We start from the raw sequence: 25,266 nt of genomic DNA, 5'->3' as shown, positions 1-25,266 counted from the left end.
CTCAAAAATCAAAAGACGCGTTTGATTCTCAACACGTAAATTTCCGTTCTATATTGAATTGTAAAAGAATTGGTATTCTTAAATTTCACCATATACGAAAGGATTCTCAGCTTCAAATTCTTTCAAAGTTGGTTGCTTAGCATCTTTTTCTGATGTAATAGCTTTTTCGATGTCGATTGGCCAATCAATTGCTAAATCTGGGTCAGCAAATGAAATTCCGCCATCTGCTTCCGCGTCGTATAAATTATCGCATTTGTACATGAAGTTGACATTTGGCGTCAGTGTTACGAATCCATGTGCAAAACCACGAGGTACTAACAACTGGCTATGATTGTGTTCTGAAAGAATATATCCTTCCCATTTTCCATACGTCGGGCTTCCTTTACGAATGTCCACAATCACATCCAGAACCGCCCCTGTTACAACACGAATCAACTTCGTTTGCGCTGATTTTCCTTTTTGGAAATGCAAACCGCGCAAAACACCTGCTTGAGTCGATAATGAGTGATTGTCTTGAATGAAATCAAAATCAACGCCCACGGATTTAAAGTCTTCTACCGAGTAGCTTTCTGTAAAGAATCCACGATGATCTCCAAAAACAGCAGGTTCGATAATTTTTACATCTGTTAAATTTGTTTCTGTTACTTTTATTTTCCCCATGTTTATTCCTCTTCTGCTAAACGTAATAAGTATTGACCGTATTGATTTTTCTTCAATGGTTGCGCAAGTTCGACTAAATCCTCTTTAGAAATGTAACCCATTCGATAAGAGATTTCTTCTAGACAGGCTACCTTTAAGTTTTGACGTTTTTCAATCGTTGAAATAAACGTAGATGCTTCGAGTAATGATTCATGAGTCCCTGTATCTAGCCAAGCAAACCCGCGACTCATCACTTCTACTGATAATTTATTTCGTTTTAGATACTCTTTGTTGACATCGGTGATTTCTAACTCGCCTCGTTCAGAAGGTTCGATATTTTTAGCAATTTCAACCACTTCATTGTCATAGAAATACAAACCAGTGACAGCATAATGTGATTTCGGATTTTCAGGTTTTTCTTCAATAGAAACAGCCTGCATATCGTCGTCAAATTCCACCACACCAAATCGTTCTGGATCATTTACATGATAACCAAAGACCGTTGCACCTTCTGTTTTCGTTGCAGCGCGTTGTAGCATGCGTGATAAGCCATCGCCATAATAAATATTGTCGCCCAAAACTAAGCAGACACTATCGTCGCCAATGAACGCTTCACCGATAATAAACGCTTGAGCCAATCCGTCTGGACTTTCTTGTACAGCGTATTCAATGTGGATTCCTAGTTCATGTCCATCACCAAACAGATTTTCAAAACGCGGCGTATCTTGCGGCGTTGAGATAATCAAGATTTCATTGATTCCTGCCAACATCAATGTTGACATTGGATAATAGATCATTGGTTTATCATAAACCGGCATTAACTGTTTCGAAGTTGCTTTAGTTAGTGGGTATAGACGAGTGCCGCTACCCCCTGCTAGAATGATTCCTTTCATACTTACGCTCCTTGTTTCTAACTATTGTATTTATTCTTTCTAGAAGAAAAAATAAACCAGATATTCATACCGTATAGCTTTTCGCTAAATCAGGGCATCTTTTTTACATACGAACATATTATACCTGATGTTGGGTATTAGAAAAATCGTTTTGCTACTTTTTTTTAATTTCTTTTATTCTTTTTCTAACTAATTGCAGGGCATTCCAGCGCCATTTAAACTGTTGGGCTCGTGATGCAGTCGTTTTGATCTCCGACGCATTCAAGCCATGACGGCGATAATACACTAATTGCTCAGGAACGAAGGCCACCCCACGATAATAATCTGCAAGTAATCCGATCCACATATCATGCATAGGCACTTCAGCTGGAATCGGCAAAATAATTTCTTTTAACTCTGAACGAAAAGCCATCCCCGCACCAATATAGCTGCTCTTGACAATATTATGCCAAAATCCAGAATGCGTATGACGCATCGCTTGATAAGAAGGTACCAAAACTTCAAGTTCATTATCAACAATAATCAAATCAGAAATAACGACCTTTGTTTTCGGATTATCAAAATAAGGAAGCATCTTCTTAACTTTATCACGATGCCAGATATCATCTTGATCACTTAAAAAAATAATTGGATGATTGCTTTGCTGAATGGCATTAGCAAAATTTGCGATTAATCCCTTCCCGTCATTTTGAAAAAGCTTAATTCGTTGATCTTTTGCTTTTAACTCTAATAAAAATTCCCACGTCCCATCCGTAGAATGGTCGTCGGAAATAATCAACTCATCATGTTCTGAAAGTTGTGGGAATATGCTGTTCAATTGTTCTTCAATAAAGTGACGGCCGTTATATGTTGCCATACAAACAGAAATTCGCGTCTTGGACTGCTTTTGCATTCCCTACCTCCAAATTTAAAAAAATTGCCAGCCCCACTTTTGAAAGTACTTTCGCATGGACTGTAAAAAAATAAAAAATAATTTCCGGCTTTTGACTGCTCCACGTTCGTATAAATGAACAACAGAGAATTGGGGACTATAAATTGCCCGATAGCCTGCTTGCTCCATTTTACGGCAAAGATCATTATCTTCGAAGTACATGAAATAGCGGGCATCAAAACCATTGATCTCGTTAAACTTAGCCAAGTCCACCACCATAAAACTACCAGAAATCATTCGTACAAAACTATCTTGATCATCTGGCAAATCACGACATTCAAATTTAGCTAATCGTTTGGAAAACATCTTTTTTATAAACTTAAACGGAATAAAACGCAACATATAATCAAAAACATTTAGATGATTGCGAATCAAATATTGTGTCGTTCCATCTTCGTTTAAGATTTTCGGCGCTAATAGCCCACATTCCGGATGTTCAGTCAGATGCTTCACCATTTCAATTAAATGATTTTCAGAAAGGATGATATCGGGATTAAAAATAATACCATATCCGTTTGTTTCTAAAAGGTTGGCATTGTGACCAAACCCGAAACCTTTGTTTTCATCATAAAAATTTATCTTAACAAATGGATAATCGAGATATTTTTTTAAACGTTCGCGATAATCCGGTTCCGAAGCATTGTCAAAAATTTTGATTTGAAATGTCCGATCCTCACCTAATGTTTCAATCAATGAATCTAAGCTTAGAAAAACCTTATCACTATTGTGAGTCACGATGCTGATAGTCACATTAATAGTATTCATATTCATAACGGACAACAACACTCATTTCTTGAAATATTTTTTTAGTACCTGCGAACGGTATTCTTTGTTCCCGAAGAATCGAAAACTTTTTGTAATAAAACTATATTTTTCACTAATTAATCCGATTAATTCTAATAAGAACGTTAATGCAAAAGTCATCGAGACAATCAAGACGATCGTTCCCACACGGCTAGTATAGTTCAATAGCAGTGCAGAAAATGAGAACAATACGGCAATTGCATAGATCGTCAAAACCGCTCCACGATGTGTAAAACCTAAGTTTAACAACCGATGATGCAAATGCTGCTTATCAGCTGCAGAAATCGGCATATTTTTAGCCTTCCGACGAACCATTGCAAAGAAGGTATCTGTCACCGGAACACCCAGAATGATCAACGGTGTAATCAAAGAGATGATTGTAACGTTTTTCAATCCCTGTAATGTCAGTACTGACATCATAAAGCCTAAGAATAAAGCACCCGTATCCCCTAAATAAATCTTAGCCGGGTGAAAATTATAGGGAAAGAATCCCATAATGCTTGCAACTAAACAAAAAATCGCCAACGAAATATAAACAGTGGATGAATGCAGGAAGAAGTAGCCAATAACGCCGATCGTCGTTAAACTAATGATCGAAACGCCCGAAGCCAAGCCGTCCAAACCATCTATCAAATTCAGCGCATTCGTAATGCCAAAAATCCAAAACAAGGTTGCTGGCAAGCTCAGCCATTCCAAATTAATACGGCCAAATAATGGCGCCGTGAAAAAGTCAAAACGAATATCCGCGTAGAAATAGATCACCAAACCCGCTAGGAGAATGCCGATACTTTTCTGTTTAGGGCTCAACTCATATTTATCATCTAAAAGCCCCGTGATAATAATGATCAGGCCGCCAAGTAAAATTTTACTAATATAATCAAAAGGAATCACGTTGCGGAATAGAATTAATGATGAAATAGCAAAAGTTACAAAAATCGGTAATCCGCCTGCACTAGGCATCGGCACTTTATTCATTCGACGCGCATTGGGGTTATCTACTAACCCAGTCTGTACCGAAATTATTTTAAAAATCGGGGTCAAAACCAATGCAATCAAAAAAGTCAAAACATATTTGATAATCAGCCCGAATGATACTAACATATTGCCACCTGCCTTTTTATTAAAATTATTATATCGGATTCCATGCGCATTACAAGGTTCTCCAAAAATCCTTCAAAAAATCTTGATATTATCTTCTTTTCTTAAAGCGATCCTTTAATTTGTTGAACCATTTATTGACACGGTTCGAGCCTTCTGTAACCTCTTGTCCAGTCCGATACTCTTCAATCGCAACGTTTAACACTCCGCCTAAAATGATGATTGTCGCCGCAAAATTCAGCCAAAACATCAAGACAATGAAACTTCCGATGATTTGGTATCCCGAAACACGTTGCGCGAAAGTTTGTGCGTAGATGCTAAACCCTTGCGCTAAAACAATCCAACCAACTGTCGCGAAAATTGTTCCTGGCAACGCATATTTAATACGTACATGAGCATTAGGAATAACGATATACAAGCCGCCCAAGATCACCAGCAAGCCAATTAAGGTGACCGGCCAGCGTAAAGCTAAGAATGTATCAATAATCTCTGGTGAGAATCCTAATAATTGCTGTAATGCATCTAAAATGACTTGACCCGCACTGAAAAATAGCGCGACTGCGATAATTGCCATCATCAAGACACCAACGATACCTACCGATACGATACGACTGATCACAAAATTACCGCGATCTTCAACACCATATGCCCGATTCAACGCTGTTTGCAGCGCATTAATTCCTCGACTAGACGACCACAGTGCCGCTAAAACAGAGATAGATAACATTCCGCCTGAGGAACTGTCCAATAAGCCGGTAATCGCCGGTTTTAAAAAACTAAATACATTCGGCGGGATCGCTTCTCTCAGATAAGGCAAGACTGTTTCTGGTGTGATATTAAAATACGGCAGCAAATTACCGACAATGATCAATATGGGGAAAAAGGACAGCAATAAATAATAGGCGACTACCACGGAGCGGTCGCCTATTTCTGTCTCTGCTAAATGTTTTCGGATCGATTGGATAAAATCCATTAATTTTTTATTCTTTTTAATTTTATCTATTGGTCCCATAAAATCCTCGTCGTCTTAATAAGTTCCTTCTTCACCCTGTGAAGTCAAAATTTTTGGTCCCTCTTTCGTGATCGCCAGAGTGTGTTCATATTGCGCACACCAGCCGCCGTCACGAGTGTATGCCGTCCAGCCATTCGGGTCCATTTTCATTTGCCATTCACCGGTATTGATCATTGGTTCAATTGTAATGACCATTCCTTCTTTTAAACGAAGTCCTTTTCCAGCAATACCGTAATGCGGGATCGCTGGTTCTTCATGGATTGTTGGACCAATACCGTGTCCAACAAAATCACGCACAACTGAAAATCCTTCGCCTTCAGCGTACGTTTGAATAGCATGACCGATATCACCGATACGATTTCCAACTTGTGCTTGTTCGATACCCAAATACATCGCTTTTTTCGTTACTTCCATTAAACGTTTGATTTCAGGTGAAACTTCGCCGACTGCATATGACCAGCACGAATCAGACATCGCACCTTTGTATTCAACACACATATCAACTTTAATCAAGTCGCCCTTTTTTAAAGGTTTCTTTCTTGGGAAACCATGGCAAATCTCATCATTAATACTGCAGCATGTCGCATATTCATAACCTTCAAAACCAATTTGTGCAGCAATACCGCCATGACTCTCAATAAAGTTTCTAACAAACTTTTCAATTTCCATACTAGTGATTCCTGGTTTTATGAAATCACGTAAATGACGATGGACATCAGCCAATAATTCGCCTGATTCATTCATCATTTCTATTTCACGGGGTGATTTTAACGTAATCATGTTCTCGTCTCCTTGATTAATAGTCCTATTTTTATGGTGAAAATAATTTCGCAGATCAATCAGCAAATCCTCGACTAACTTCTCTAAAGGGCTTTTTGCCGAATTATGACATAAAAAGTCTTGGAAAAACTGAACGAACATCCTTTTTCATCTTGTCCATTTTAACATAACCCTATAATGCGAACAAATGGTTAGAAAGCAGTGATTTCCTTTTGATTTTTATTTTGATATAATAACCATAAATTTGGCTTAAAGCTAAGGAGGAATTTTTTTGACATTAGCAAAAATCGTTTATGCCAGTATGACTGGAAATACTGAAGAAATCGCTGACATTGTGGCTGAAGCTTTCGAAAATCAAGACCTTGAAGTAGAAATCGATGAATGTACACAAGTGGATGCTGAAGATTTTCAAGATGCAGATATTTGTGTCGTTGCAACATATACGTATGGCGAAGGAGATCTTCCTGACGAGATCGTAGATTTTTACGAAGAACTGCAGGAGTTGGATCTAAGCGGTAAAATTTTTGGAGTATGTGGCTCTGGGGATACCTTCTATGACCAATACTGCAAATCCGTTGATGATTTTGATGTAGCTTTCGCAAAGACTGGTGCAACTCGTGGTGCAGACAGCGTAAAAATTGAGATGGCCGCTGAAGAAGAAGATATCGAGAATTTAGAAGCTTTCGCGAAGAAAATCGTTGAAGCTGCATCCTAATCAATTAAAAAAGATGTTCCAGAGATAACTGGGGCATCTTTTTTTGAAGACATTTTCTTTTGCGAAATTCTAAGAAATGCTAAGATAAGATTAACGAAATGGAGGGATAGAAATGGTTCTACCTAATTTTGATACACTCTTACAAAAATATGCCCACTTAATTACAAAAGTTGGTGTAAATATTCAAAAAGAAGATACGGTTGTAGTTTATGTCAGTGTAGAACAAGCACCATTGGCGCGATTGATTACTAAAGAAGCTTATCAATTAGGGGCTGCCGAGGTCATCGTTCAATGGAATGACGATGAGGTGCAACGCGAGTTTTTAAGTCATGCGGCGGATGATCACATCAATGAAGTGCCGGCCTATAAGATTGACGAAGCCAATACGTTTGCTGAAAAACGGGTCACTCGGATCAGTGTCGTTTCTCAAAATCCAGATGCCCTATTAGGTGTCGATACAAACCGAGTCGCAACCTTCCAAGCAGCTCGTGGAAAAGCGCTACAAGCTGTGATGGAAGCAACGCAATCAAACAAATTACGTTGGACTGTTGTAGCCGCCTCAAGTCCGGCTTGGGCAAAAAAAGTTTTCCCAAACCTATCTTCAAGTGTCGATCAAGTCGATAGACTTTGGGATGAAATCTTTAAAACAACCCGAATCTATGCCGATGACCCGGTTAAAGCTTGGGAAGAACATGATGCTGCCATGCGCGAACAGGCTGAACGCCTAAATAAAGAGCAATTTTATGCCCTTCATTACACTGCTCCAGGAACAGATATCGTAATCGGATTACCTGAAAACCATGTCTGGGAGGGCGCCGGCAGTTTTGCTGCAGATGGAAATGAATTCATGGCAAACATGCCGACGGAAGAAGTCTTCACCGCACCAGATCGCAACCGAGTCGATGGTTATATCACTAGCACGAAGCCCTTAAGCTATGCTGGGACAACTTTAAATGAAATGAAATTTACTTTTAAAGATGGCAAAGTAGTAGAGTTTTCTGCCAAAGAGGGTGCAGATGTTCTAGCCTCATTACTGGCTATTGATGAAGGGGCTAAACATTTGGGTGAAGTTGCTTTAGTGCCAGATCCTTCACCGATTTCTCAGTCAGGGATTACATTTTTCAATACACTTTTTGATGAAAATGCGTCAAACCATTTAGCGCTTGGTGCTGCGTATCCCTTCAGTGTTGAAGGGGGAACCGAGATGTCTAAAACAGAGTTGGCTGATGCTGGCCTAAACAGCAGCCAGACCCATGTCGATTTCATGGTTGGCTCAGCTCAAATGTCTATTGATGGAGTTCGTAAAGATGGTTCGAAAGTGCCAATTTTCCGGAATGGGGATTGGGCTTAACTTAAAACAAAAAGGAGCTGCGACAAACGTCTTGTCACAGCTCCTTTTTCCGAATAAACGGTGTTCCAGAAGCAACTTCTTAGGAAATAAGCCGAAAATTCACAAAAATTTGAGAAGCAATTTCCGAAAAATCTTTCTTATTTCTTGAAGCTGACCACTTCCGTCACAACCTCTTTTCTGTACGTTCTCGACTGGAATCGAACCAGCGACCTATCGCTTAGGAGGCGATCGCTCTATCCTACTGAGCTACGAGAACATGCCTATATTATTGTAGCGATTTTAACTTATTTTAGCAAGGTGGCTAACTTAAATTTAATGAAGTAATTTCAAAAAAATGACAAATAGCACGAGTCACCTGTTACTAATTTATGAATTTTTCTCAGGTAAGAATCTAAACGATTTTCGTACATCTACTTCTACAGAACTAGCCCCGACGTGAATAAAAAAAGAGAAAAGACTTATTTACGTCTTTTCCCTTTTTTCTTTTTACTCTTTTTCTTTTTTGGGTCACTTTGTTTTTCTGGCTCTTCAGTTAACAGCTCTCCGCCAAACAGATAAATAGGTTTCAACTTCAAATCAAGTTTTTTAGCGATTTTAGTCAAATCTGATTTTTCTTGAGATGTAACCAAGGAAATAACGATCCCACTATTTCCCATCCTTCCAACACGACCGGCACGATGAAGGTAACTTTCCTCACTCAATGGCACGTCCGCATTAATCACGAATGGCAATGCCTCGATGTCCAAGCCGCGGCTTGCCAAATCCGTAGTCAGTAATCCTAAGGCTTGATGCTTTTTGAACTGCTCAATCGCACTTTTACGTGATATTTTCGATTGGTCGGAGGCAAGACTCGCTACTGGCAGGTGATGAAACAGTAATTTTTCTTCGGCACTGCCCATATCGTTTAACTGATTAAAGAAGATCATGCCCCAAAAAGCTGGCATATTTAGCATACGCCGCAATTGATCTACTTTTTTTCGATCAGTCGTTTCTAAATAGAAATGCTGTACTTCGCCTTGACTGTCGTCTTCTGCTGAAACATCTACGACGATTAAATCCGATTCAAACTGCTGCAACTCGGCTAATACAACATCAGCTGTCGCGGAAAAATACAAATGCTGCGCTTCATTATCACTGGCCTTCAGAATTTTTTGAATGAGCTGTAAACTTTGACCTTGGATCAATTGATCTACTTCATCAAAGACCAACGTTTTTATATTCGGGGCTTTGATTTTTTTAGCAGTGATCAATTCTAAAACACGCCCTGGCGTGCCGATCAATAATTCTGGCTTTTTCTTTAGCGCTTCTTGTTGACGTTTAACATTCGCACCGCCAATCAGGGCCTGTACTTTCATGCCAGAACCTGTTAACCATTTGCGAGCGACTTCAACCACCTGCATCGCTAATTCTTGCGATGAGGTCAAAACCAAAACTTGACTAGCTTTACCTGCTTCCAATTTATTGATCAAGGGTAATAAATAGGCCAATGTCTTGCCGCTGCCAGTTGGAGCGATCCCAACTAAATTCTTTCCTTCAATAATTGATGAATAAACTTTCGATTGAATCAAAGCCGGCTTTTGAAAACCTGCCTCGTCCCAGTTTTTTTGTAAAAATGGTACAAAATCCTGATTGTTCATAATTCCCTCTATTTCTCGTCGGCATCAAAAATGATACCCGCACTTTTTCGCATATCATAAATCACTTGGTTCACATTACGGGCTAATTCAACCCATTCTTCATAATCGGTGCCCAATTCTCTATTTGTCGGATTCAAGATGACTTTCGCAAACACATCCGCTTCTTCCACCATCGGATTTTCCAGTTGATGGACGTTTAGTTTTTCTCTAGCTTGATGATTGCGATCATGAAAAACGGCTTCGCTGATCGAATTGACCGCATTCATTACTAAGGTGCCGTTGGTCAAATAAATTTCTGACTGTTGGAAGCTGTCACTGATTTTTCCTGTTCGAATCGTAACATCAAAGTTATCATACCGCAATATACCTGTCCCAATCCCGTCAACGCCTGTCGAGATTTTTTGTCCAAAATAGACGCTTTCCTTCGGCATCCCAAACCAAGCTAACGCAGCATAAATCGGATAAACACCTAAATCAGCTAATGCGCCGCCTGAAAAATGCGGCGAAAAGATATTCGGTTCTTGGCCATCTAACACTTGATCATAACGCGAAGAATACTTCATGAAACTAAAATCAGCACCAATGATATGGTCTTTAAAAGGTAAGAAATCCGCCACTGTTTTAAAAGCTTTCTCATGAATATTGCGGGCAGCTTCAAAGAAAAAGACCCTTTTCTGATTCGCTAATTCAATAATCTCGTCCATCTCTTTTGGTGTTGAGAAGGCTGGTTTTTCCACGATGACATTTTTACCAGCAAGAATGCCTTGCTTCGCTTGCTCGAAATGCAGACTGTTTGGTGAAGCAATGTAAACCGTATTCAAATGTTCGATACCAAAAAATGTCTCAAGATCCGTCGCGTATTCAACCTCCCCATATTTCTCACCAAATTTTTGCGCTGTTTCTAATCGTCGTGAATAAACTGCTGATAGTTGATACTTCCCTGTTTCAAGTGCTCCTTGTACAAACTGGTCGGTGATCCAATTTGTTCCAATAATACCTAAATTAATCATGATTCTTCCGCCTTTCACTGATTGGGATCAATAAATTTTTGTTTCAAGTCAAATGGAATAGCCTCTTTGATTGAAATTGACTCCTGATCTACATCACAATTATACGCTAAAATCTGCACACCGTCTGTCTCGGCCATTTTTACTGACTCGTAAAGCGCCGGCTGCATTTCGCGATGAATCGTGGCCACCTGTATCGTGGGAAATTGAACGATAAATAAAACGTAACAATGATACCCCCTTGATTGGGCCAGTCGTAATTCCTCCACATGCTTCAAACCTCTTAGCGTCGGTGCATCAGGAAAAGCCCCGATTCCATGATTTTCCAGCGTCATTCCTTTTACTTCAACAAATCCTTTTTCTTGTTGATCCGTTTCAAAGTAAATATCGAATTTCGATCGTTCAAAGGTGTATTCACGTTTTAAATAATTAATTGATCCCTTCAATCCAAGTAGCTTGATTTTATCTGCTAAGATTCCCTCGGCCGCCAATGCGTTTGGGATCTGTGAGTCAATGTTAATCCACATGTCTCCTTTTTTGACTGCAATCAAGTCATACGCCGTTTTCCTCTTGTCCGATGGTTGATGATTGACCGCTACCAAAGCTTCCGGTACTAATAATTCTTTACTGCGTCCGGTATTTTTTACATGGGTAATAATTTCTTCACCGCTATCCAATAAATGACAGCGGGCAATGAAGCGATTGCTTCTTTCGATGAAACTTGCTAGATAAATGGCAGAGTATTTCATTTCTTATCAAAATCCTTCTAATTAAAAGTTAAATAGTCCTTAAGCCTGATGGAAAGATGACAGACTTTATTATATAGTATAACAAAGCTAGTGTGAAAGGAGTTTTTTTGATGAGATTGAAATGGCCCGTCTTCCTCAGTGCGACGTCTCTCGGCGTAGCAGCTGTGAGTTCAAAATTTGTTCGCAAACGTGAAGCGAAGGACCTAAATAGTATTTATGTCGGTTCTTGGGAGTTCACTCATCCTAAAGAACACAAACATCACACGATTACGATTTATCCAGATTTATCGATTATTTTAGATGGCAGCGCCATCATTTACCAGCTGATCGAGTTGAGCGAACAAAAATTAGCGATCCAAGATCAATACGGTTATCACTTACTGATCAAAACAAAAAACGGGACGCCTGATACCCTCTATGATGAATTAGACGATGTATCTTTTCCAATCGTTCCAGTTAAAAAATAGACTAAAACCGACCAATTATAGACTGTTAATTTTGATAGTCCATGATTGGTCGGTTTTTTTATTGATGGATCAGTGAACGTAAAATCTGATCAACATTTTCTGCAGCCTTGCGCCCTTCGCGGATTCCCCAAATCACAAGACTTGGTCCTCGCCTAGCATCACCCGCCACATAAACTTTTTCATTATTGGTAGTATAATCTTCATAAATCTCATTCACATCAAAAACGTCCAATAGATTTTTTTCTGCTCCGGTAAAACCCATCGCCAATAGAACTAAATCAGCTTTTAATGTTTGTTCGGTTCCCTTGATTGGTTGGAATTGATGATCGACCTGTGTCGTTTCAATCGCGATCACTTGCCCACGCTCAGCTCCGATAAATGTTGTCGTGGAGGTAGAATAAGCTGTCAGTTCTGAGTTGCCCAAAGAGCCTTCTTCTTGTCCATACCCTACGCGATTGATCATCGAATATTCCGGCCAAGGATTCGCCTCCGTCCGACTAGTTGGCAGCTGTGGTGTGATTTCCAATTGTTTCACCGAAGCGGCCCCTTGTCGAATTGCTGAACCAATACAGTCATTTCCTGTATCCCCGCCGCCAATCACGATCACGTGTTTACCGGCTAGCTTTTGATCGACAACCTTTTTCCCATGCTGCAAAACTTCTTTCGTACATTCGGTTAGATAGTCTACAGCAAATTGAATACCGTGCAGCTCACGACCCGTGATTTTTAGATCTCTAGGAACACTGGCTCCGCTAGCAATAATCACTCGATCATATTTTTCTTGCAACTCAGTAGCAGTAATATCTATTCCTACCTCGGTACTTAAAACAAACTTAATACCGACTTCTTCCATCACATCGATTCGTCGCTGGACGATTTCTTTGTCTAATTTCATGTTGGGAATACCATACATCAATAACCCGCCCGCGCGATCACTGCGTTCGTAAACTGTTACTTGATGTCCCAATTGATTTAGCCGCCAAGCAGCCGAAAGTCCAGCTGGACCTGATCCAATGATCGCTACCTTGAAACCTGTCCGTTCAATCGGCAGACCATCCACTTTGACCCAGTCATTTTCAAATGCGTTATCAATGATAAAACGTTCGTTGTCGTGGATCGCCACACCTGAACCGTTCAAGCCTTCTGTACAAGATTTCTCACATGGCGCAGGACACACACGACCAGTCATCTCTGGTAGAGGATTGGTTTTTGCTAGACGATCAAATGCGTTCTTAAAGTCGCCGCGAAAAACAAAATCATTCCATTCAGGAATCAAATTGTCATTAGGACAACCCGATACCGCTCGTTTGCCGCCATAGAAAATTCCAGTATGGCAAAAAGGAATCCCGCAGTTCATACAACGCGCGGCTTGTTCTTTTCGCTCATCTACACTAAGTGGTGTCTGTAATTCTTCCCAATCTTGAATTCGCTCTTCGACTGGTCGATAAGGATTGTCCTTCCGAGGATATTTTAAAAAGCCAAATGGATCTGCCATCCTAGCCACGCTCCTTTCCAGCCGGTACCGTTTGTTCGCCGATCACTTCAATAAAGGCCTTTTCGATCAATTCTTCCCCTGTCAGTCCCGTCTGTGCCAATTCTTCCGTTACTCGAACCATCTCATGGTATTCTCTTGGATACACTTTGACAAAATGTTTTTGAACAACTTCCCAGTCATTCAATAGTTCAGCGGCTTTCAATGAGTCGGTATACGTTAGATGCTTCTCAAGCATTTCCTTCAAGACCGCATCATCACCAGACTCACCCAATTTGAAAAGGTCGACCATCTCTAAATTACATTTATCTGCAAATGTATCGGTCGGATCGTAAACATAGGCGACACCGCCTGACATTCCAGCAGCAAAATTTCGACCAGTCGAACCTAAGATGACTGCAACACCACCTGTCATATATTCACATCCGTGATCACCAACGCCTTCAACTACGACATTCGCGCCACTATTACGAACACAGAAACGTTCGCCAGCTTTCCCGCGGAAATAGCCTTCACCGCGATTCGCACCAAAGCAAACCACATTCCCGACAATTGGGGAATTTTCTACATCATATGCCGCATCTTTCGGCGGTACGATAATCACACGGCCACCACTCAGCCCTTTTGCTACGTAGTCATTTCCTTCACCAATCAGTTTTAATTCCATTCCTTGCGTGATGAACGAACCAAAGCTTTGGCCGGCAATCCCAGTATACGTATACTTGATCTGACCTGGAGCCAACTCGTAATTACCAAAACGTTCAGCGATCCAGCCGCCCATTCGTGCACCAACTGTACGATTCACATTATTGATGGGATAGGTCATTTCTACCTGTTCGCCGTTTTTGATAGCTCCTTCAGCAAAATGATCCAATTCTGGCCATTGCCGTTTTTCTTTAAACGGGTCTTCTGTTTTACGTTCAATTCCAACGCTGGTTGATAACATCCGTGAGAAGTCCAATGATTTTGCTTTCCCCTTTGCAATAAAGCGTGGCTCCAAGGCTTCTGTATGACCAATCATTTCATCAATACTTCTAAAACCTAACTCGGCCATAATCTCTCGCAAGTCTTCTGCGATGAAATACATCATATTGACTAAATGCTCTGGTTTGCCGACAAAGAATTTCCGAAGTGCCGGATTTTGTGTCGCTACCCCAACAGGACAAGTGTTCAAGCTGCAAACTCGCATCATGACACAGCCAATTGCCACCAAAGCTAGCGAAGCAAAACTGTATTCTTCCGCACCGAGTAAAATCGCCATCGCGACATCGCGGCCCGTCATTAATTTCCCATCGGTCTCCAAGGTCATCCGTTGCCGCAAATTGTTCATAGCTAATGTTTGATGCGCTTCGGCCACTCCCATTTCCCACGGCAATCCTGCATCACGAATCGAGTTCCGAGGTGAAGCCCCTGTTCCTCCATCATAGCCAGAAATCACGACAACATCGGCTCCCGCCTTCACTACACCAGTAGCAATCGTACCAACACCGGTACTTGAAACCAATTTGACGTTGATCTTCGCATAGGGATTGATCGCTTTTAAGTCATAGATCAATTGGGCTAAATCTTCGATTGAATAAATATCATGGTGCGGCGGCGGCGAGATCAAACGAACACCTGGTGTTGAGCCGCGAATTTCCGCTACCCAAGGGAAAACTTTATTGCCCGGCAATTGTCCGCCCTCACCCGGTTTTGCGCCTTGAGCCATTTTGATCTGTAATTCTTCCGCACTCATCAAATATTCCGCGTTCACTCCAAAACGCCCTGAGGCCACCTGTTTAATCTTACTGTTGAAATTCTTACCGTCCGCTTGCGGTTTGAATCGTTTGCGGTTTTCGCCGCCTTCACCGCTGTTGGATTTTGCCCCAATGCTGTTCATTGCCTCGGCAATACATTGGTGGGCTTCCTCACTTAGTGATCCGTAAGACATTGCCCCAACTTTGAAACGCTGCACGATTTTACTAGCAGGCTCCACTTCGGAAAGCTGGACTGCTGCGCGATCTTTTTTGAATTCCCACAAGGCCCGCAAGTTCGTTGGTTCATTTAAGGCTTCTTGATTCATCTGTTCAACATAGTGTTTGAACAACTGATAATCACCCGAACGCACCGCTTGTTGGAAATTATAGATCGTCTTCGGATTGAACAAATGGTGTTCGCCATCTGCTTTGTATTGAAAACTTCCACCTGAAGCTAATAGGTCATTTTGCTGCGGACCATAAGCTAAATGATGACGTTGCAGATATTCTTCCTCGATTTGATGGAGTGAAAGTCCTCCGATTCGACTGGCTGTTCCAGTAAAATAGTTGTCCGTTACTGGTTGACTGATTCCGACAACTTCAAATAATTGCGCTCCATGATAACCGGCGATCGTTGAGATTCCCATCCGCGACATAACTTTCACGATTCCTTTTTCAGCAGCTTTCCGATAATTTTCTAAGCCATTTTCAATCTTGAAGTCTGCTAATGTCGCATATGCACCATAAGGATGTATTCCGCTAGCACCATATCCGATCAAAGTCGCAAAATGATGAACCTCGCATACCTCAGCTGAATCGACAACTAAACTTGCTAATGATGCTTTGCCTTTGCGTACTAAGTGATTATGCAAGCCAGATACGGCCAGCAAAATCGGCATCGCCATTTTGGCCTGTTCCGAACCACGGTCACTTAAAATTAAGATCGTCCCGCCATTATCGATCGCAGCTTCCGCCTCTTTAAACATCTGCTCCAAACCGTCTTTCAACGCATTGTGCCCGCTGATTGGATAGAGCGTTGAGATCGTCACCGCTTTTTGCTCTTTAGTATTTAATTGAGTAAGCTTTAGAAAGTCAGCACTGCTGAGAACAGGACTCTTGATTTTTAATTTTTGACAGTTATGAGCATCGTCTACCCGAATATCACCGTCACGCCCCAAAAACATCTCTGTCCCGATCACTAATTGTTCGCGAATTGCGTCAATCGGTGGATTAGTCACTTGAGCAAATTGCTGCTTGAAATAAGTAAATAATGATTGGGGCTTCTCACTCAAGACTGCTAAAGGAGAATCATACCCCATTGAAAGGACAGGTTCCTCACCTTTTTCAGCCATTTGCAATAATGCTCCGCGAATAATTTCATCATTGTAGCCATTCAGCTTCCACATTTTTTGTAATTCTTTTTCAGTCATTGCGGCTTCTGTGCTTTCCGTTTCAGCAAGTTGCGATAATTCAATGCGATTCTCTGCTAACCAATCTTTGTACGTATGAGCCCTCGCATATTTTTCTTTGATTTCTTGGTTACGGTAAAATTTCCCGTTGATGGTATCAACGAGGATCATGTTTGCCGGACCAAGCACTCCTTTTTCAATGACATTTGATGGTACAAAGTCGACAACACCCGATTCTGAAGCAACCTGAACAAAACCATCTTTAGTAATCGAATAACGAGAAGGCCGCAAGCCATTACGATCCAGTGTCGCACCGACCATTTCGCCATCTGTGAAACACAGGGCCGCTGGTCCATCCCATGGCGCCATAAAGCTAGCATTGTATTCTTGGAAGGCAGTCATTTCTTCGCCCAAACCCGCTTCTTCTGACCAGGCCTCTGGAACCATCATCATCAATGCGTGAGGAATATCTCGACCATTGCGATACAAATACTCCATACAGTTTTCTAACTTGGCCGAATCAGAATCCTCCTCATTATAAATTTCGATACCATGACTCTTCATCCAATTTTCTGACCCGCGCAGCGTATTGATCTCCCCATTATGCGCTAGGAAACGAAATGGTTGAGCACGATCCCAGCTTGGAAAAGTATTGGTCGAAAAGCGGGAATGAACGACTGCGATACTTGCTGCAAAATCCTCATCCTGTAAATCATCATAAAAAATTCCAACTTGATAAGCATGCAGCATCCCTTTGTAAACAATTGTTTTGCTAGATAAACTACAAATCGCCATTTCTCCAGCATGGTACGTTTTCTCCAGCTTGCGACGCAAACGATACATCCGATCTTCAAAATCGCGATCCGTTTGTACTTCCAACGGTCGTTTTATGAACAACTGCACAAAGCTGGGCATAACTTTTTGTGCACCAGGGCCGCAATTCTCATACTGAAACGGCACATCCCGCTGCCAAAGAACCAAATAACCCGCAGCTTCAATTTCTTTTACAAGAGCCTGCTGCAAGCCAATTTTGCTTTTTTCCTCTGTCGGTAAAAAAAACATTCCGACCGCATATTGCCCGCGCACAGGTAAATTAATCCCTGCGGCTTTTGCCTCACGTTGAAAAAACTTGTCTGGAATCGTCGCTAATATTCCAGCCCCATCACCTGTTTCCGGTTCGGCACCAGTTCCCCCGCGATGATTCATTCGTTCCAACATCGTTAGTGCATGCTTCACTAATTGGTGTGAAGCTTTTCCCTCCATCTGAGCAATAAAGCCCATACCACATGCATCCTTCTCAAAAGAGGGATCATACATGGTCGGGGCTTCTGTTACTTGTTGCTTTGTCATCGACATCAATCCTTTAAATAGTTTGACAATTCTCATTTATTTTTAATATACTACCTTTTTTTAAAAAAATAGGCAAGTGTTCTTAGAATTTTTTTTTAATTACCTTTGTTATTGCAAGGTGGCATCTGCAAAAGAAAAGTCCAATCAAATGGAAAAAGTTAGATTTATTTGGTAAACTTAATCTGATATGCTTCGTTATGAAAGGATGAACATCAATGACACCGAATCGCGAAGATTACTTAAAATTAATATTAGAATTAGGTGGCGATAAAGAAAAAGTTAGTAATAAAAAAATTGTCGCTGGTTTATCCATTTCTGGAGCTTCTGTCAGCGAAATGATCAATAAGCTAGTGAAAGAAGGTTTAGTAGAACACTCTCCTTACCAGGGTGTTCAATTAACACCCGCTGGTCTAGAAAAAGCCAGCACTCTTGTCCGCAAGCATCGCTTGTGGGAAGTCTTCCTAGTCGACCATCTTGGTTACTCATGGAATGAAGTTCATGATGAAGCGGAAGTATTAGAGCACGTGACCTCCTCACAACTAGAACAAAAGCTGGATAATTATTTGAACCATCCAACTTTTTGTCCTCATGGCGGAATGATCCCGCAACAAGATCAAACAGTTCACGAAAAAGATCGCCAAACGCTGGCAAACTATTCGGAAGGCACAACTGTTCGGATCGCGCGCGTCTTGGATGAAAAAGAACTACTCGACTATTTGATGGATCTCGGCGTTAAAATTCATGAAGAATTTACGATTACAAATATTGCCGCTTACGAAGGACCAATTACTTTACAAAACGACCAAAAAGAGGTTTCAATTAGTTATAAAGCAGCATCAACAATTTTTGTTGATTCTTTATAAGCCGAATACGTGGTGAAGATCGGACTCATTTTTCTATTGAAAAATGAATACATTATTTTGAACTAGGAGTGAATCATATGGAACAAGCAGCATTGTTCACCATTTTTGGTGGAACCGGCGACTTGGCGAAGCGGAAACTCTACCCTTCGTTGTTTCGTCTATATAAAAAAGGCAACTTGGCAAAACATTTCGCTGTCATTGGTACAGCTAGACGTCCGTGGAGCGATGATCATTATCGCGAGATCGTCCGCGACACTATTAAAGATCTAGCCCCTACTGACGAAGAAGCACAAGAATTTTCTAATCACTTTTACTATTTATCACACAACGTCAACGATACGGAACATTATGACCAATTAAAAGTTTTGGCTGATCAATTAGATGAAAAATATGGCTTACAAGGCAATCGTATTTATTACTTAGCCATGGCACCTCAATTTTTCGGAACGATCGTTAATCATTTGAAGTCTCAAGAAATTTTGACTACAAATGGCTTTAACCGTTTAGTGATTGAAAAACCGTTTGGCTTTGACTACGATTCTGCCAATGAGCTGAACAATCAGATCCGAAACGCTTTCCCTGAACAAGATATTTTCCGTATTGATCACTACTTAGGAAAAGAAATGATTCAAAACATCTCCGTCATTCGTTTCGCCAATAATATTTTTGAATCCCTTTGGAACAATCGTTATATCGAAAATGTTCAAATCACTTTTTCCGAAGCGCTTGGTGTGGAAGACCGTGGCGGTTATTACGAACACAGCGGTGCATTAAAAGACATGGTTCAAAACCACATCTTGCAGGTTGTGGCTTTATTGGCAATGGAAGTACCGACCTCCTTCTCAAATAAATCGATTCGTGAAGAAAAGGTTAAAGTTTTACAAGCGATTCGCCGCTATGATTCGGAAGAAGTATTACAAAATTTCGTTCGCGGTCAATATGACGCCGGAGCGTTAGATGATAAAGTATTTGCTGCTTACCATGACGAGCCAAATGTCGCTAAAGACTCATTGATGGAAACATTCGTTGCTGGAAAATTCTTGATTGATAATTTCCGTTGGTCTGGTGTTCCTTTCTATGTTCGAACAGGTAAACGAATGACTGAAAAAGGAACGCGTATCAATATCGTCTTCAAACAAGTTCCTGTCAATGTCTTTAACTTCGAACAAGAAGAAGCCGATGGCGAAGAGTTACCACAAAATATTTTAACTATTTATATCCAACCAACAGAAGGTTTCTCTTTAACCTTGAATGGAAAGAAAATCGGACAAGGGTTCAATACCGATCCAGTAAAATTAGACTTCCGGCAAAGTGCTGAAGTGACAGAAAATAGTCCTGAAGCCTATGAAAAATTATTGTTAGATGCGCTAAATGGTGACGGTACAAACTTCTCACATTGGGATGAAGTAGCAAACTCATGGGAGATCGTTGACCGCATCCGGAATACTTGGGATCAAACAACTCCAGGTTTTCCAAATTATCCAGCCGGAACGATGGGGCCGCAATGTGCCTTTGACCTTCTAGCCAAAAATGGCCACGAATGGGCTTGGCAACCAGATCAATGGTATCGCGAACGCGGAAAATTAGAATAAATATTTCAAAAAGCTGAGACAAATTCTCAGCTTTTTCTTTACGCAAAAGAACCCGCGCCAGTTTTTTGGCACGGGTTTCTTCTATATATTATTGTGTCTTATTCCAATCCTTCAGCAACCGCTTCTGGATAATTTTCTTCCACAATATGCGCACATGAAGCACATAAAGTTGGCAGTTTTTCATCTTCACCGACTGTCGTACGGACTTGACGACAACGATCGCAAACTTCACCTTCCGCTTTTTCAATTAAGATCGCTGCATCATCAAAGGTCATCGCTTCAGATGGTGCTGCTTCTTTTGAAATACTAAATGAATCAGGGGATACGATCAATAACTGAGCAAGATCTGCATCTAACGCTGTTAACATTGTACTTACCTGTTCATTTGGATAGATCGTTACTTTCGCTTCTAAAGACTTGCCGATGACTTTCTCATTACGAGCTTCTTCTAAAGCCTTCAATACTTTATCACGGAAATCCATGAAAGCCTTCCACGTGTCTAGCAATTCCCCTTGATTAGGATATTCTTCATAGCTTGGTAATTCAGCCAATTGAACGTAATCTTCTTCCTCTTTCAAGTATGTCCAGATTTCTTCTGTTGTATGAGGGATAATTGGCGTCAATAATTTTGTTAAAGCAACCGCTGCTTGATAGAAAACAGTTTGCATGCAACGTCGTTCATAGCTGTCCTCTGCTTGGATATAAACAACATCTTTCGCAAAATCTAAATAGAATGAAGATAAATCTCCAGTCAAGAAGTTCACAACGGTCTTATAGATTTGAGTAAAGTCATATTTTTCATAGCCTTCTTCACGAACCGTTTGGATTACTTCGTTCAAACGAACCAGCATGTATTTATCAACTGAACGCAATTCTTCATAAGCAACTGCATGTTTTGTTGGTTCGAAATCACTCGTATTGGCTAATAGGAAACGCATTGTATTACGGATCTTACGATAAACTTCTGAAACTTGATTCAAAATATCCATCGATACTCGAACATCCGCTTCATAGTCTACACTGCTGACCCATAGACGTAAGATATCCGCGCCCATTTGATTGATCACTTTCCCTGGGACAATCGTATTTCCTAAAGACTTACTCATCTTCCGACCTTCTCCATCGAGAGTGAAGCCTTGAGAGAGAACTGATTTATAAGGTGCCACCCCATTAATGGCGACACTTGTAGTGATACTTGAATTGAACCAGCCGCGATATTGATCAGAACCTTCTAAATACATATCGGCTGGGAATGTTAAGTTTTCACGTTGACGTAACACCGCTTCGTGAGAAGAACCTGAATCAAACCATACATCCATAATATCTGTTTCCTTAGTAAATTCCCCATTCGGTGAACTTGGATGCGTAAAACCTTCTGGCAATAATTCTTTCGCTTCACGTTCAAACCAAACATTTGAGCCGTGCTCAGCAAATAATTGTGCCACATGTTCTGTCGTTTCTGGCGTGATGATTGCTTCGCCATCTTCGCCATAGAAAATTGGCAATGGCACACCCCAGGCACGTTGACGAGAAATCACCCAGTCACCACGATCGCGAATCATGTTGTATAGACGTGTTTTCCCCCAAGGAATAATCCAATCTACTTTTTCAATTTCGTCTAAGATATCTTGACGGAATTTATCGATAGAGGCAAACCATTGCGGTGTCGCACGATAAATAATCGGTTTCTTCGTACGCCAGTCATGCGGATAGCTATGCATAAAGAATTCTAATTTTAACAGTGCGCCTTTTTCCTTCAATAAGTCAGTGACCATCGCATTAACCTTATCATAAAAGACACCTTCAAATCCGGGGGCTTCGGCAGTCATTACACCACGATCATCAACAGGAGAAATAATATCGTTGCGATATTTTTTCCATGCAAAATAATCATCTTCACCATGAGCCGGCGCTGTATGAACAAGTCCTGTACCAGCTTCCAAAGTAACATGGTCGCCTAAAATCACTAGTGACTCGCGATCATAGAATGGGTGCTGCGCAGTCATGTATTCAAAGTCTTTTCCTTGAACTTCTTTGATCACTTTAGGTTCTGTCCAATCCAATTCCTTAGAAACAGAATCTAAAAGATCTTTAGCTACTACATATTTCTTTCCAGCTTCTTCAACAACAACATAACTATAGTCCTTGTTAATAGAAATCGCTTGGTTGGCTGGTAATGTCCAAGGCGTTGTTGTCCAGATAATAAATGAGGTATCAGTATCTAAAATTCCTTTGCCATCTTTGACTTTGAAAGCCACAAAAATTGAAGGAGATTTAACATCCTTATATTCAACTTCCGCTTCAGCCAATGAGGACTCACTTGAAGGTGACCAGTAGATTGGTTTCAATCCTTTATAGATGTAGCCTTTTTCTGCCATCTTACCAAATACACGAATTTCTGCTGCTTCATAATCCGGTGTCAACGTGATGTAAGGATTCTCCCATTCACCCGCAATTCCCAAACGTTTGAAATCTTCTCTTTGTTTATCAACTTGTGACAACGCGTACTCTTCACATTTTCTGCGGTATTCAGCCATGCTCATTTCTTTTCGTTTGATTCCTTTGTTTGCTAGAACTTGTTCGATCGGCAAACCATGCGTATCCCAGCCAGGAACGTATGGCGCCCGGAATCCAGACATCGATTTTGAACGTACGATGATATCTTTACTAATTTTATTCAGGGCATGTCCGATATGGATGTTCCCATTAGCATATGGAGGGCCATCATGTAAAACAAAGGTTGGTTTACCTTCATTTAATTTCTGACGTTTTTCGTAAATTTTATTTTCTTCCCATTCTTTTTCCCATTGGCCTTCGCGATTTGGTAAATTACCGCGCATTGGGAAGCCTGTTTTGCCTAGTTGAAGTGTTTCTTTTGTCTTCACTATCAATCGTCTCCTTTGATAAATATAATAATCGTTCTTACACAGTTAGCTTCTACCTGAAAATTTTTTTCTATTCATTCAAAGCAAACAGCTAGCTCATAATTAAAGTACAGAAATCACAAAAAAACAAGCTTATCCGCAAAGGGACGAGCTTGTCGTGGTACCACCCAAAATTTGAAACCTAAGTTTCCTCTAGCCATCGTTAACGCAATGACGCGTTGACTGCTACTAATCGTTCACAATCAAATGATCTAGAGGATCTTTCTAATTAGAGGGTCTGCCGAACTCTCACTGTCATCGGCTCGCTAGAAGAATCTAATCAGCTTTTCTATTCTAGATTGCTTAATCTTCGTCTGTTTTAATCAATTCAGGAATATCAATCGTTAAGCCCATGTCCTCAACTTGAGGTTCATTGACAATGATTGGTTCATCTGAGTCTACTGCATCAACAGTATCGCTGTCAAGTTCATTAGCCAAAACTTCTTTTAGGATTTCATGACCATCTCCCACGTATGAAGACATTGGTTTCAATACTTCATCCCAATCGCCGCTACGTGCTTGATCGATCTGTGTTTCCAATAATAATAACAATTGTTGGTGGAAGACCCGTGTTTTCTTCTTCAAGTCGTTTGTTTCAGCTGCTAATTGACGAGCATTCGATGTAGCGTCTGTCAGAATTTCCTTCGCTTTATTTTCAGCGGTCGTTGTTAACAAGTTTGCTTTTTGCATAGCGTTAGAAATCAACTCGTCTGCACGGTTTTGTGCGGAAGTAACGATAACTTCAGATTCCTTGCTTGCAGAAGATTTAACCTTATCTGCGGTATCTTGCGCCACAACAATTGATTGATTCAACGCTTCCTTCAATTCATTGAAGTATTCTAATTTCTCTTCAGAATGTTTTAAAGCCTTTTCTAATTCACGATTCTTTGCAATGCTTTCTTCATAATCGCGAACGATCATATCTAAGAAATCATCGACTTCGTCTTGGTTATAGCCACGCATTTTGGTGGAGAAATTTTTGTTTTGGATATCTAATGGAGTTAATGCCATCTTTTTGTTCACCTCATAAAATTTATTTTCGTAAAACGCCTAAGCGCAAACGGAATTTTTCTTTCTTTGTTTTTCCTTCTAATCCTTGGATCTGAATTCGACCAAACCCGCGAACCGAAACGACATCTAATAAATCGAGCAAATAATCCGGACGTTCATTCACTGACCAGTTGACTTTTACCTTACTGGCTTCAACCAACTGTTTTGAACGTTGACGAGAGATGTTATAAACGGTTGAGATAATTGCATCCAATCGCATTGAAGTCGCTGTAGTTGTTTCTTCTATCCAGCTATCTTTAGGAATAATAATATCCGTATAAGGACGTTCCTCTAAATGAACAGTCACACGACCGATTTTAGTCACTTGACCGACGATGTAACTAGCAGATTCTTTAGCTAAAAAAATTTGCCAACGATCACCATCAGAAATGATATCACCAAAATAATCGCGCTTAATTCCCGCATTCATTAAAGTTCCAAGAATCTTACCATGAGATAGTTCTGTAAACTTTTGCGGATAATTGATCTCGATCATCACTAGCTCAAAGTCATCAATCTGCGGTTCATAATAATCAGGATAAATCATGCAGCGACAACGCTCAGCACGTTCATAGCCGCCATAAAAAGAAAATTTTAATTCACTATTTTCGCGAATCATAGTTTCTAAGATATAAGCTTGACGAGGATCTAAAAAATTCGTCAAATAAGGAGCGTACTGGCTTTCAACTTGTTCTAACCAATCGCCAACACTGTCAACAAATGGATGCTCTTCTGGTCTAAAATGTTGATAGACATTCGCATTCATA

At 40.6% G+C, this 25,266-nt stretch carries 20 protein-coding genes and 1 tRNA gene; 5 read left to right on the top strand and 16 right to left on the bottom strand.

Translation table 11 applies throughout. From position 1 onward, the window contains the following. Positions 1–78: 78 nt before the first annotated feature. The 7 genes from rfbC to map all read right to left on the bottom strand — a co-directional run bounded on the left by rfbC (position 79) and on the right by map (position 6,157). On the bottom strand, positions 79–651 hold the full coding sequence (gene rfbC, locus IGI38_RS02595; RefSeq protein WP_438730257.1) for a dTDP-4-dehydrorhamnose 3,5-epimerase: 573 nt from the start codon (positions 649–651) through the stop codon (positions 79–81). Between the two features lie 11 nt (positions 652–662). Beyond that, on the bottom strand, positions 663–1,532 hold the full coding sequence (gene rfbA, locus IGI38_RS02590) for a glucose-1-phosphate thymidylyltransferase RfbA (protein WP_438726317.1): 870 nt from the start codon (positions 1,530–1,532) through the stop codon (positions 663–665). A gap of 154 nt (positions 1,533–1,686) precedes the next feature. Further along, on the bottom strand, positions 1,687–2,424 hold the full coding sequence (locus IGI38_RS02585) for a glycosyltransferase family 2 protein (protein ID WP_438726314.1): 738 nt from the start codon (positions 2,422–2,424) through the stop codon (positions 1,687–1,689). A 15-nt stretch (positions 2,425–2,439) separates the two neighbouring features. Beyond that, positions 2,440–3,234: a glycosyltransferase family 2 protein gene (locus IGI38_RS02580; RefSeq protein ID WP_438726312.1), complete on the bottom strand. Its 795-nt coding sequence runs from the start codon at positions 3,232–3,234 to the stop codon at positions 2,440–2,442. Positions 3,235–3,249: 15 nt separating this feature from the next. Then, complete coding sequence (locus IGI38_RS02575) at positions 3,250–4,368, bottom strand: glycosyltransferase family 4 protein (protein WP_438726310.1); 1,119 nt, start codon at positions 4,366–4,368, stop codon at positions 3,250–3,252. Positions 4,369–4,456: 88 nt separating this feature from the next. Beyond that, complete coding sequence (locus IGI38_RS02570) at positions 4,457–5,377, bottom strand: YihY/virulence factor BrkB family protein (RefSeq protein ID WP_438726307.1); 921 nt, start codon at positions 5,375–5,377, stop codon at positions 4,457–4,459. A 15-nt stretch (positions 5,378–5,392) separates the two neighbouring features. Continuing rightward, positions 5,393–6,157 carry a type I methionyl aminopeptidase gene (gene map / locus IGI38_RS02565; protein ID WP_438726304.1) on the bottom strand — a complete coding sequence of 255 codons (765 nt, stop codon included), beginning with the start codon at positions 6,155–6,157 and terminating at the stop codon, positions 5,393–5,395. 271 nt (positions 6,158–6,428) lie between these two features. On the opposite strand from map, the gene IGI38_RS02560 reads away from it, so the two are divergent. Beyond that, positions 6,429–6,872, top strand: a complete 444-nt coding sequence (locus IGI38_RS02560; protein ID WP_438726301.1) for a flavodoxin — start codon at positions 6,429–6,431, stop codon at positions 6,870–6,872. A gap of 112 nt (positions 6,873–6,984) precedes the next feature. Further along, on the top strand, positions 6,985–8,223 hold the full coding sequence (locus IGI38_RS02555; protein ID WP_438726298.1) for an aminopeptidase: 1,239 nt from the start codon (positions 6,985–6,987) through the stop codon (positions 8,221–8,223). Positions 8,224–8,405: 182 nt separating this feature from the next. Here IGI38_RS02555 and IGI38_RS02550 read toward each other — a convergent pair. The 4 genes from IGI38_RS02550 to sfsA form a co-directional block, all read right to left on the bottom strand. After that, positions 8,406–8,479: transfer RNA gene (locus IGI38_RS02550), tRNA-Arg, on the bottom strand. A 202-nt stretch (positions 8,480–8,681) separates the two neighbouring features. Beyond that, on the bottom strand, positions 8,682–9,860 hold the full coding sequence (locus IGI38_RS02545) for a DEAD/DEAH box helicase (protein WP_438726295.1): 1,179 nt from the start codon (positions 9,858–9,860) through the stop codon (positions 8,682–8,684). A gap of 8 nt (positions 9,861–9,868) precedes the next feature. After that, positions 9,869–10,870 carry a Gfo/Idh/MocA family protein gene (locus IGI38_RS02540; protein ID WP_438726292.1) on the bottom strand — a complete coding sequence of 334 codons (1,002 nt, stop codon included), beginning with the start codon at positions 10,868–10,870 and terminating at the stop codon, positions 9,869–9,871. Between the two features lie 14 nt (positions 10,871–10,884). Beyond that, positions 10,885–11,616, bottom strand: a complete 732-nt coding sequence (gene sfsA, locus IGI38_RS02535) for a DNA/RNA nuclease SfsA (protein ID WP_438726289.1) — start codon at positions 11,614–11,616, stop codon at positions 10,885–10,887. A gap of 110 nt (positions 11,617–11,726) precedes the next feature. Between sfsA and IGI38_RS02530 the strand changes: the two genes are divergently transcribed. After that, positions 11,727–12,083, top strand: a complete 357-nt coding sequence (locus IGI38_RS02530) for a DUF4828 domain-containing protein (RefSeq protein WP_438726286.1) — start codon at positions 11,727–11,729, stop codon at positions 12,081–12,083. A 58-nt stretch (positions 12,084–12,141) separates the two neighbouring features. Here IGI38_RS02530 and IGI38_RS02525 read toward each other — a convergent pair whose 3' ends face one another. Both IGI38_RS02525 and gltB read right to left on the bottom strand, forming a co-directional pair. Next, a complete protein-coding gene (locus IGI38_RS02525; RefSeq protein ID WP_438726283.1) occupies positions 12,142–13,578 on the bottom strand; it encodes a glutamate synthase subunit beta in 1,437 nt (478 codons plus the stop codon). A gap of 1 nt (position 13,579) precedes the next feature. Continuing rightward, on the bottom strand, positions 13,580–18,076 hold the full coding sequence (gltB, locus tag IGI38_RS02520) for a glutamate synthase large subunit (protein WP_438730254.1): 4,497 nt from the start codon (positions 18,074–18,076) through the stop codon (positions 13,580–13,582). Between the two features lie 209 nt (positions 18,077–18,285). On the opposite strand from gltB, the gene IGI38_RS02515 reads away from it, so the two are divergent. Both IGI38_RS02515 and zwf read left to right on the top strand, forming a co-directional pair. Further along, the gene (locus IGI38_RS02515) at positions 18,286–18,933 is read left to right on the top strand and encodes a metal-dependent transcriptional regulator (protein ID WP_438726281.1); all 648 of its coding nucleotides are present in this window, start codon (positions 18,286–18,288) and stop codon (positions 18,931–18,933) included. Positions 18,934–19,010: 77 nt separating this feature from the next. Further along, positions 19,011–20,525, top strand: a complete 1,515-nt coding sequence (zwf, locus tag IGI38_RS02510) for a glucose-6-phosphate dehydrogenase (protein WP_438726278.1) — start codon at positions 19,011–19,013, stop codon at positions 20,523–20,525. 98 nt (positions 20,526–20,623) lie between these two features. On the opposite strand, the gene ileS is transcribed toward zwf, so the two are convergent. The 3 genes from ileS to IGI38_RS02495 form a co-directional block, all read right to left on the bottom strand. Beyond that, positions 20,624–23,410, bottom strand: coding sequence for an isoleucine--tRNA ligase (ileS, locus tag IGI38_RS02505; protein ID WP_438726276.1), 2,787 nt, complete (start codon positions 23,408–23,410; stop codon positions 20,624–20,626). Between the two features lie 342 nt (positions 23,411–23,752). Further along, a complete protein-coding gene (locus IGI38_RS02500; protein ID WP_438726274.1) occupies positions 23,753–24,460 on the bottom strand; it encodes a DivIVA domain-containing protein in 708 nt (235 codons plus the stop codon). Between the two features lie 22 nt (positions 24,461–24,482). Next, entirely contained in the window at positions 24,483–25,265 is a 783-nt protein-coding gene (locus IGI38_RS02495; protein ID WP_438726272.1) for an RNA-binding protein, read from the bottom strand. Position 25,266 lies beyond the last annotated feature (1 nt).

Source organism: Enterococcus sp. AZ128 (genome assembly GCF_051714485.1).
Taxonomy (GTDB): domain Bacteria; phylum Bacillota; class Bacilli; order Lactobacillales; family Enterococcaceae; genus Enterococcus_A.
This window is presented reverse-complemented; position numbering and strand designations above follow the sequence as displayed.